The sequence below is a fragment of the Peptoniphilus sp. genome (assembly GCF_022767005.1).
Classification (GTDB): Bacteria; Bacillota; Clostridia; order Tissierellales; family Peptoniphilaceae; genus Peptoniphilus_A.
Genome location: NZ_JALEOV010000003.1, coordinates 1 through 5,616 on the forward strand (window position 1 = coordinate 1; position 5,616 = coordinate 5,616).

Below are 5,616 nucleotides of genomic sequence, written 5' to 3' on the forward strand. Positions count from 1 at the left end.
CAATAAATGAAAAGCCTTGATATTAAAGGAATTGAATGAAGTTGAAGTAAAAAATAAGAGTGGCAAAAATAGATTTCAAAAGCTTATAAAAAGATATTTTGAGAGTTTACGCTTGTATATTAAAAAAGATAGCTGTTGCTATCTTTTTTAATGATTAAATGTTTTTAAAAACTCTTTCCATTGGCTTTAAAACTACAAGCACAATTACTGATGAAACTGCAATTTGAATAATATTTCCAGGTATTGACGCAAGTGGAGTAATAAAAGATGAAAGGATAAATATTTCTCCAATGTAGTAAACCAAAACCTTTACTATTGCAACAAGCGCAAAGGAAATTAATAAGTTTTTTAGTTTCAAGTGTTTGTAATTAAATTCATTTAGTATGTAACCCATGATTAGTGCTGATATAACTGTCATTGGAGACCACATTACCCAACCACTTGTCAAGTCAAAAAGTCCCATTCCAAGTGCACCTGCTGTCATGCCAATTCTTTTGTCGAAAAATATTGCAGCTAAAAAGAAGGGAACATTGCCAAGGTGAATAAGTCCTCCATTTGGTGCAAAGGGCAGCTGAATTTTCACGATCCATGTAAATACATAGACAAGTGCAATAAAAAGTGATGTAATAACTAAGTCTTTTACTTTGAAATTTTTCATATTTGCTCCTTTTATTAATATAAGTTTTATGATAACACTATTTTTGTCTTATATAAAGAAAAAAGGTCTGCAAGTGAGACCTTTTAAAAATGTCAAAAATTTTTTTGAATTGAGTTCTTTTGTAAAAATTTCATCAAATAATAAAAGAGCCTTTGTCATCAATTTCAAGTGGAATCAATTGATACTCTCCACTTAAATTTTTTAACTTTTCTCTAATAAATTCTTCGGAATTTTTGTCATTTTCCCTTAATAAAATCATAATTGTTGAACCAGAACCACTTAAGTAGTGAGCGATGGCTGAACTTTCGTCTATTATTTTTTCAATTTCATTTATTTCTGGAATGAGTTTAAATCTATAAGGCTCGTGGATTTTATCTTTAAGGGCAACTTTTAAGTTATTTGCATCTCCGGAAATCAAGGACAAAACTAATAATGATAGGTGAGAAATGTTAAATACTACATCCCCTCTGTTGTAACTTTTTGGTAGCACTTCTCTTGCCATTTCTGTATTAAGATTAAAATCTGGAATTAATGCCAAAAATTTTATTTTTTCTGAAACTTTAAATTTTTCAACATATACTTCCTCATCTTCTATTATTGATGCAGTTGCTCCTCCAAAAATTGCGGGAGAAACATTGTCGGGATGTCCTTCCATTTTTGCTGCTATTTTTAAAATTTCTTTTTTGTCGAATTTTTTATTCATGACAGAAAATGCAGCCATTATTCCAATAATTATGCAAGTTGCAGATGAGCCAAGCCCACGTGACATTGGTATATCTGACTTTAGTTTAAAGTCTACGGGAATAACTTTCTCTCTGTAAAATTCAAAAGTTTGTGCATAAGCTTTATATATCAAATTATCTTTTAAATTTTCTTCAAAGGCTTTTAAGTCCTTGCTCTCTTTAAATTCAGAAGTATTGTATAGTTTTAGTGCAAGTCCAAGAGAATCAAAGCCCGGTCCTATATTTGCAGATGTTGCAGGAACAGCAATTCTCATGCCGCGATTTGCAAATTTTAACACTTCATCTTCTATTTCGTCTTTATTTATTTTATTGTCGTGAATTATTTTTTTTGATTTTAATTTTTTTATTTCTCTTGGAATTTTTACACCGGAAATTTTATAAAGATAGTCAATATTTTCAAATTCATCTTGTGAAACTTTTTCGCCAAGGGAAGATAGCACTGATGATGAAAATTTATAAGGACTTGCAGTAGAAAGTATTACTGTATTTTTTAGTCCAAGCTCATCAACTATATGCTTTGCCACAGCTGTGTGAGGATCGATTAAATAATTTTCCTCGCGAAAAGTTTTTGCAATAGTATTTTTTGTTTCTTCTTCATCTGCATATCCGCATAAAAATTCTGGAAATTCATTTTCGAAGGTAAAAATTCGAGAATCAGATAATTCTTTCATTTTTTCCCTTACAACTGAATCAGATGATTTGTGGTATAACAATCTTTCTAGGTTACTAGAAACTAATATATCCATTGATGGTGAAATAGTTTTTTTCAGTTTTTTATTTGCATCATAAAGTCCAGACATAAAAAATTCTGTAAGGACATTGTTGGAATTTGATGCAATTACTAGTTTTTCTATGGGAAGTCCCATTTCCTTCGCGTAATATCCTGCCAAAATATCGCCAAAATTACCTGTGGGAACGCAGAAAGAAATTTTGTCGCCGACAGATATTTTTTTGGAATTTACGAGATTTGCGTAAGCGTAAAAATAATATACAATTTGTGGCAAAAGTCTTCCAATATTTATTGAATTGGCAGAGGAAAGATATACATTTTTTTCTGACAATTTATTTTTTATTTTATTGTCATTAAAAATTTTTTTAACAGCAGATTGCGCGTCGTCAAAATTTCCAGCAATGGAAATTACCTTTGAGTTAAGTGAATCTGTTGAGTCCATTTGTTTTTTCTGAATTGCAGAAACTCCCTCTGTCGGATATAAAACTAATATGTCTATATTTTCAGTGTTATAAAATCCCTCGAGGGCAGCCTTTCCAGTATCCCCTGAAGTTGCTGTAAGGATTAGAGTTTTTTCCTTTATGCCAAGGGATTCTTTTGCGTAGGACAAGAGATTTGGCAAAAGGCATAGGGCAAAGTCCTTGAAGGCAGAAGTTTTTCCGTGATAAAGTTCAAGATAAAAGTCTTTTTTATAGGAAACTTTTGCAATTTCATCTTCAAAACTTGCGTAGGATTTTTCTATAATTTCAAGAAGCTTTTTACTGTCAAAATCTGTTAAATATAGAGATAAAATTTTGTGTGCAAGGTCAGTATATTTAAGGTTTAAATTTTCCATTATGTTAAATCTTGGGAAAGATTCAGGCACAAAAAGTCCGCCGTCATCTGAAATGCCCTTTACAATTGCTTCTCTCGCTGAGATTTTTAATTTAGAATTTCTAGTTGATAAAAACTTCATATTTCCTCCTCGATTTCTGCAATAAAGATTTTGTCAAAATCATCAATTGCATCTATTAGTTTATTGAGGTTTACTTTCTTTGTAATTAAGTGATATTCTTCTCCAATTATTTTTTCTGATGAAATTAAATTTTTAAGTTCCTTAGAAAATTTTTCACATCTCACATAATAATTTTTTTCTAAATTATTTTCCACTACATAATTATTTGCAGAATCATAGAAAGTTTTAATTTCTCTTTTTGCAAGAATCCTCAAAAGGTCTCGCATTATCGCATCTGCTGTTTCAAGCTTTCCTGCTCCAGGACCCTTTAATTCATATTTTTTAAAATTTTCGCCTAGAATTTTTATTGCATTTGTAGATTCGAAGCTTTTTGCAAAAAAGTCATCTTTTACAAATGTAGGGATTACAGAAATATTTATTTTGTCATCCTTTAATTTTGATTTCCCAAGAAGTCTTATTGAGTAGCCAAGTGCCTTTGCAAAGTCAAAATCAGATTTTTTTACATTTGCGATCCCAAAAGTAAAGATATCATCTTCATTAATTTTTGAATTATAAACTATTGATGAAAGTATTCTTATTTTTCTCATTGAATCGAAACCACAAACATCTGCTGTGGGGTCAGCTTCTGCGTATCCAAGGTCCTGTGCTTCTTTCAAAACCTCATCATAATTTAAACCCTCAAATTCCATTTTTGATAAAATATAATTAGAAGTTCCATTTAAAATTCCAGAAATTTCAAAGATATCGTTAATGAAAACTTCTTCCATAATTGGATGAATTATTGGAATTGCACCAGCAACAGATGCCTCGTAGGAGAAAAAGACATTTTTTTTAATTGAAAGTTCATTTAACTCTTCAAAATATTTTGAAACCACAGCCTTATTTGCCGTTACAATATTTTTTCCAGCATTCATTAATTTTACAATTCTTTCGTGAGTTTCTTCAAGACTTGAAGTTACATCTATAACTGTGTCCACATCAGAATTCAAAATTTCGTCAAAATTATCTGTGAAGGTTAGGTTTTTATCTAGTGGATTTCTATTTTTGTTTACATTTTTTATTAAAATTTTATCTATAATTATGTCAAAATCTCTTTTTAAAAGTGAATTTCTCTTTTTGTACAAAATTTCTTCGACACCTGTCCCAACAGTGCCAAAGCCCATTATTGCAATTTTCAAATTAAACCTCCAAGAGTTTCTTTGCTATTTGCACGGCATTTGTCGCCGCACCCTTTCTAATATTGTCTGCGCAAGACCATAAATTTATTCCATTTTCCACAGTAAAATCACGTCTAATTCTTCCAACAAAGACTTCATTTTTGTCGGCAGACATAAGTGGCATTGGATAAACTTCCTTTGCAGGATCATCCACCAAAATTATTCCTGGATATTCTGAGATAATTTTTTTAACATCTTCAACTTTAAAAGGCTTTTCCACTTCAACATTTATAGAAATGCTATGGGAATTTCTAACAGGCACACGCACAGTTGTAGCTGTAACAAGAAGGGAATCATCGTGAAGTATTTTTTTAGTTTCATTAATCATCTTCATCTCTTCTTTTGTGTATCCATTGTCTAAAAATACATCAATTTGTGGAATACAATTATTTTTAATTGGATATTTATATGCAAGATTAGTGCCTTTTTCAAGGTCAGAAATTCCTTTTATGCCAGAGCCAGAAACAGATTGATAAGTTGAATAAATAACTCTTTTAATTTTGTATTTATCGTGAATTGGTTTAAGTGGTAGGACTGACTGAATTGTAGAACAATTTGGATTTGCAATAATTCCATTGTTATTTTTAATATCTTCAGGATTAATTTCAGGGACAACTAGGGGAACATTGGGGTCCATTCTAAAAGTAGAGCTATTATCGACAACTACTGCGCCAGCCTTTGCAGCTATTGGAGCAAATTTCTCACTCACAGATCCTCCAGCAGAAAATAGTGCAATTTTTATTCCTCTTCCATCGAAGGAATCTTCCTTTAATTCCTCAACAGTGTAATCTTTACCACAATAATTTATGATTTTGCCTGCAGATTTTTTTGAGCTAAATAAATATAAATTGTCTATTGGAAAATTTTCCTCGCTCAAAACCTTTAACATCATGCTTCCAACTAAGCCAGTTGCACCAACAACTGCTACATTAACCTTCATTTTTTTCCTCCTTATAAAATTCTGCGTAAATAGCTTCAATAGCTTTTTCAAAATCCTTAGTTTCAACGCCAATAATAATATTAATTTCGCTAGAACCTTGGCTTATCATTTTTATATTAACGCCCTTCTTTGCAAGAGCCGTAAAAGTCCTTGATGACACACCCTTTTCATTTATCATGCCACGACCAACTACCGCAATAAGTGAAATATCTCTTTCCCAACTAATATTATCTACATTTAAGTAAATTTTTAGTTCTTCAAGGACTTTATTTATTTTTGGAGCGATGTAAGAATCTGAGACAATTACAGAAACAGAATCAATACTTGAAGGCATATGCTCAATTGATATGTCGTTACTTTCAAAAACAGTAGT

General features: G+C 31.1%; 5 protein-coding genes. All 5 read right to left on the minus strand.

What is annotated here, in order from left to right; genetic code table 11:
- Positions 1–154 precede the first annotated feature (154 nt).
- Positions 155–658, minus strand: a complete 504-nt coding sequence (locus MR285_RS00060) for an ECF transporter S component (protein ID WP_293557077.1) — start codon at positions 656–658, stop codon at positions 155–157.
- 133 nt (positions 659–791) lie between these two features.
- A complete protein-coding gene (thrB, locus tag MR285_RS00065) occupies positions 792–3,086 on the minus strand; it encodes a homoserine kinase (protein ID WP_293557078.1) in 2,295 nt (764 codons plus the stop codon).
- Complete coding sequence (locus MR285_RS00070; RefSeq protein ID WP_293557079.1) at positions 3,083–4,264, minus strand: homoserine dehydrogenase; 1,182 nt, start codon at positions 4,262–4,264, stop codon at positions 3,083–3,085. The genes thrB and MR285_RS00070 overlap by 4 nt, the downstream gene beginning before the upstream one ends.
- Position 4,265: 1 nt before the next feature.
- Positions 4,266–5,243, minus strand: coding sequence for an aspartate-semialdehyde dehydrogenase (locus tag MR285_RS00075; RefSeq protein ID WP_293557080.1), 978 nt, complete (start codon positions 5,241–5,243; stop codon positions 4,266–4,268).
- Positions 5,233–5,616 (minus strand): ACT domain-containing protein (locus MR285_RS00080; RefSeq protein WP_293557081.1); only part of this gene is annotated, 384 nt, incomplete at its 5' end. The genes MR285_RS00075 and MR285_RS00080, both read right to left, overlap by 11 nt.